Source organism: Nostoc sp. LPT (assembly GCF_017115165.1).
GTDB lineage: Bacteria > Cyanobacteriota > Cyanobacteriia > Cyanobacteriales > Nostocaceae > Nostoc.
Map to the genome: position 1 here is coordinate 1 of NZ_JABXKF010000098.1, position 4,199 is coordinate 4,199.

The following is a 4,199-nucleotide window of genomic DNA, read 5'->3' on the forward strand; positions in this document are numbered from 1 at the left end:
CGAGAAAGCATTGAACTAAGGACATTCGTCTTTTACCCCGCATAGATCGCAAAAACTTCTCTCAAACTCCTACTCTCTGCGCCTCTGCGTCAAATAAATTACAGCAGGGCGTTGCATAATAGAGGGATGAATTGAGGCCATCTACTGTGCAATGTCCATACTGTAAGTCTACGGAAGTTCGGAAAAATGGTAAGCAAAGAGGTAAACTCTTATCACATTTGTATAAAATGCGATGTGCGTTCCGCCCCGCTTCGCTAACGCCAATTTATCGACGTGTACGACCCTCCGAAAGGATATTCACAGGAGATAAAATAAGAATGCTTAAAAATGTACCTGAACGGCATGGGTTTTCGTGGGATTGAAAAGGTTAAAGGCGTGCATCACACCACTATTATTTATTGGGTCAAACAACTGGGAGAAAAACTTCCAGATGTACCAAAATATGCAACGCCATGTAATCTAGTGGCGCGATCGCCCTCACCCCCCAGCCGATAGCCCAAGCCAACCATCGGAATGTGCCGCCCTTTTTCAAAAAGGAAAGCTCTTTATATAGGGGGATGGGGGGAATAACTGTTGACTATTGACTTCCAAGGTAGCGGTACTAGCTGTTTGAGGAACTGGCTTGATTAAGAAGGTCAATAGCATGTTGGTCGAGATGAAGATTAACAGCTTTGATGATATCGTTGAGTTGCTCAACCTTTGTTGCACTAACAATAGGTGCGGTAATGGTAGGATTAGCAATGAGCCACGCCAGAGAAACTTGGGTGGGAGTAGAATTATAAATCTTTGCCACCCGATCAATTGCCTTTAGAATTCGCAAACCACGAGGGTTTAAATATCTTTTTACAGAATTACCACGAAGACTAATAGACAAATCTTCTTCTGAGCGATATTTACCAGAGAGAAAGCCACTGCACAGAGAAGAATAGCTAATCACACCAATTTCGTGTTCTTGGGAAATTTGTTGTAAATCCTGCTCATAACCATCTCGGTCATACAAGTTATAACGGGGCTGAAGGCTTTCGTAGCGAGGATAGCCATACTGACGGCTAATTTCTAATGCCTGTAGCAAACGCTCTGCACTATAGTTGGAAGCACCAATCGCACGTACTTTTCCCTGACGAATCAATTCCCCGTAGGTTTCAAGAGTTTCTTCAAGTGGAATAGTTTCATCGTCGATATGCGATTGATATAGATCAATATAATCAGTTTGTAACCTCTGCAACGAGTCTTCAACAGCTTGTTGAATGTGTTTACGAGAAAGCCCTTTGCCTTTAACACCCATATCGTTGCCAACCTTAGTTGCAATCACTACTTGGTCACGATGACCACGCTGCTTGAGCCATTTTCCCAGTATTGTCTCAGACTCTCCACCAATATTTCCCGCAACCCATTTGGAATAAACATCAGCTGTGTCAATAAAATTACCTCCAGCCGCTATAAAGTTATCTAAAATCTCAAATGAATTATTTTCATCAATAGTCCACCCAAACACGTTTCCACCAAAAGATAGTGGTGATACTTCTAGTTCTGAACGTCCAAGTTTACGTCTTTGTGTAACAACCATAAGTTTTCTCTCAAGACAGTTTTAGAATTACTTGTACCAACTATAAAGGTTTCTTAGAGGAAACCTTTATAGGGCGATGCCGTACCACTTCGTGGAAGCAAGCTACGCAAAGCGTCTCCAAGAGTTGGCGGGCTACGCCTACGCTAGCCATAGTTTAGACCGAAGCGCACCTGGGCAATTGGTACGGCAGACTTTGAGGCACACCAGCTTGCACACCACCAGCCGTTATGCCCACGCCAAGCCAAGCGCGATAGTAGCGATAGTAGGGGGTTGTACTTGCCTCTTTAGTTCGGGGGAAAGTGGGCGATGTCTACTTTAAGGGGCTGCGCCTACGCAGATTGAATATGTATTTTCTAGTACATTACTAGCCAGTTGTAGCGTTCGCGCAGCGTCTCCAAGAGTTGCGATGACCGAGCGCTATGAGTTGGCTGCTGAGTTCTACAGCGTTGGGTCAACAACTGGCGATTTGTGACTGTTCTGTTGTGTTGATATCTTATTTAAACGGCAATTCAGAGACTTGTGATGCCAAATTGCCAAAACCTTTTAACTTCAGCTTTTACAAGCGAACGCAAGTAGCGTCTCGTAGAGAGGAAACCCCAGATCGCCCAGCCCACAAAATCTTGACTCACAGAACTAATTGAAAAATGCCTATTATGTTCCTGGACGAGAGCGAATATGATCAGGTATATGATGGCGATCGCCTAATATTTCTAACAAAGGACCATTAACGTCAAATTTAACCATACTTACCGACGCGACCAAAATATTCACCCGATAGCGATAGCGTCCCAAATCAATTCCCAGTAAACTGCAAAGCATAATCCGAATCGTGGCTTTATGGGAAACTACTAAAACATTACCTTGGGGATGTTTTTCTTGTATTTCAGCAATTACAGGCATAGAACGGTTAGCAATATCTACCGCAGTTTCTCCACCTAATGGTGCATTCCAAGCGGGTTCTGTCAACCATTTTACATAGTTTTGGGCGTAATTCTCTTGGGCAAACGATTTACTCTTCCTTTCCCATTCGCCGTAACTACCTTCTCTAAGTCCCTCACGCAACTGCATATCCATACCGATAGCATCACAAAATGGCTTGGCAGTTGCAATTGTGCGCTTCATCGGGCTAACATAAACAGCCTCCCACAACAAGCTTTGATAAACATCAGCAAAACCGGATGCCATCTGCATCCCCTCTGTTGTCAACTCCGCATCAGTTTCACCGCAGAAATTACCACTTTGACTAAAAGTAGTTTCTCCATGTCGCAGTAAATATAAATTGAGTGTCATAGCTTGTATCGCGATTAGGATAAAGGAGTTTGTGCAAACATAAAGTACCATCAATCTCGCAATCGAGTCTGTGACACCAGGACAAAGTAATCAACTAAAAAAGTCAATCAACCACAAACTTTTGTCTTCGATTTCAAAAGTAACGGTTTCAGCTAGTACTCCAGGGCAAACGCATCTAAATTGGAAAAAAGTCCTAAGTAGAGGTGGGCTATACTAGTACGCATGAACTATATAGAAGTTGTGAACAGAGCGATCGCTAAATAATGATATTGTCATTCTCAAAGTAGAATGAAGCCAGAGCCTGTGAAACTCAAGCCGAAAATCACGATTGCTGACCACTTTGCAGTGATAGAAGACCCACGAATAGATCGAAGCAAAAGACACAAGTTAATCGATATCATAACCATTGCCGTATGTGTGGTGATTTGTGGAGCAGATGGATGGGTAGCAATAGAGACTTATGGTTGTGCGAAGTATGAGTGGTTACAAACATTTTTAGAGTTGCCAAATGGCATTCCGTCTCATGATACATTTGCGCTCCTTCTTTGCACAAATAAAGCCTCAACAGTTTCAAGAATGTTTTCTTTGTTGGATGAAATCAATACAGAAGATAACTGAAGGTGAAGTGGTTGCAATTGATGGGAAAACTCTCTGTAACTCTTATGATAATAATAATGATAAAAGTGCGATTCAAATAGTAAGTGCATGGGCAACTACCAATAGATTAGTATTGGGACAAGTGAAGGTGGATGAAAAATCGAATGAGATTAAAGCAATTCCTGAGTTATTAAAGGTATTAGAACTGTCTGGGTGTATCTGACAATTGATGCAATCGGTTGTCAAAAAGAGATTTTCAAGTTAATTACACAGCAAAATGCAGATTATGTAATCACGTTAAAAAAGACAATGCCCCAGAAAATTTTGCGGTTCTTAGACAGATTGCAGTCAATGTTTTAGGTAAAGAAAAGCGCGTTAAACTTGGGATAAAAAATAAACAGTTTCTCGCAGCAATGGATAATAACTATTTAGCAAGAGTTTTCGGGTTAGGCTAAATCAGGCTATCAAAACTCTAATTTAATATTTTACATAAAAGTTTCTCTTTCTCTCCAAGAGAACATACTTTTAAGTACCTAATCAGCTAGTTATTTAGTATTAATAGAATGATTAGGGCGGGGACAAAGGATTGCCCAAGCTTTCGGGAAGGCGACTAATCCTTCGTGAACCGGAGTATGACGATCGGCGATGTAACGAGCTACAGGGTTACGTTCGATCGACAATGCAACATTCGGCGTTGCATAATTGAAGTATGAATTTGAGCGATCGCAATAGACTTGTCCAAGGT

5 protein-coding genes and 3 pseudogenes are annotated in these 4,199 nt (G+C 41.8%); 5 read left to right on the plus strand and 3 right to left on the minus strand.

Annotation, left to right across the window (positions count from 1 at the left end):
• Positions 1-146: 146 nt before the first annotated feature.
• A pseudogene (locus HWQ58_RS19285) lies at positions 147-441 on the plus strand (IS1 family transposase); the annotation flags it as partial.
• Between the two features lie 160 nt (positions 442-601).
• Here HWQ58_RS19285 and HWQ58_RS19290 read toward each other — a convergent pair.
• Positions 602-1,567: an aldo/keto reductase gene (locus tag HWQ58_RS19290; protein ID WP_292866006.1), complete on the minus strand. Its 966-nt coding sequence runs from the start codon at positions 1,565-1,567 to the stop codon at positions 602-604.
• A 76-nt stretch (positions 1,568-1,643) separates the two neighbouring features.
• Between HWQ58_RS19290 and HWQ58_RS19295 the strand changes: the two genes are divergently transcribed.
• Positions 1,644-1,886: a hypothetical protein gene (locus HWQ58_RS19295; protein ID WP_292866009.1), complete on the plus strand. Its 243-nt coding sequence runs from the start codon at positions 1,644-1,646 to the stop codon at positions 1,884-1,886.
• Between the two features lie 100 nt (positions 1,887-1,986).
• A complete protein-coding gene (locus HWQ58_RS19300; RefSeq protein ID WP_292866011.1) occupies positions 1,987-2,208 on the plus strand; it encodes a hypothetical protein in 222 nt (73 codons plus the stop codon).
• A gap of 10 nt (positions 2,209-2,218) precedes the next feature.
• On the opposite strand, the gene HWQ58_RS19305 is transcribed toward HWQ58_RS19300, so the two are convergent.
• A complete protein-coding gene (locus tag HWQ58_RS19305) occupies positions 2,219-2,857 on the minus strand; it encodes a histidine phosphatase family protein (protein ID WP_292866013.1) in 639 nt (212 codons plus the stop codon).
• A 303-nt stretch (positions 2,858-3,160) separates the two neighbouring features.
• Here HWQ58_RS19305 and HWQ58_RS19310 point away from each other — a divergent pair.
• Positions 3,161-3,760, plus strand: a pseudogene (locus tag HWQ58_RS19310) (ISAs1 family transposase); the annotation flags it as partial.
• Positions 3,694-3,909, plus strand: coding sequence for a hypothetical protein (locus HWQ58_RS19315; protein ID WP_292866016.1), 216 nt, complete (start codon positions 3,694-3,696; stop codon positions 3,907-3,909). The pseudogene HWQ58_RS19310 and the gene HWQ58_RS19315, both read left to right, overlap by 67 nt.
• Positions 3,910-3,999: 90 nt before the next feature.
• Here the strand turns inward: HWQ58_RS19315 and HWQ58_RS19320 are convergent.
• Positions 4,000-4,199: pseudogene (locus tag HWQ58_RS19320) on the minus strand (LuxR family transcriptional regulator); the annotation flags it as partial.

What these genes read in the sequence shown, in the direction of transcription:
- HWQ58_RS19290 (WP_292866006.1), bottom strand. Translation starts at nt 1,567, where the DNA reads ATGGTTGTTACACAAAGACGTAAACTTGGACGTTCAGAACTAGAAGTA.
- HWQ58_RS19295 (WP_292866009.1), top strand. Translation starts at nt 1,644, where the DNA reads ATGCCGTACCACTTCGTGGAAGCAAGCTACGCAAAGCGTCTCCAAGAG.
- HWQ58_RS19300 (WP_292866011.1), top strand. Translation starts at nt 1,987, where the DNA reads ATGAGTTGGCTGCTGAGTTCTACAGCGTTGGGTCAACAACTGGCGATT.
- HWQ58_RS19305 (WP_292866013.1), bottom strand. Translation starts at nt 2,857, where the DNA reads ATGACACTCAATTTATATTTACTGCGACATGGAGAAACTACTTTTAGT.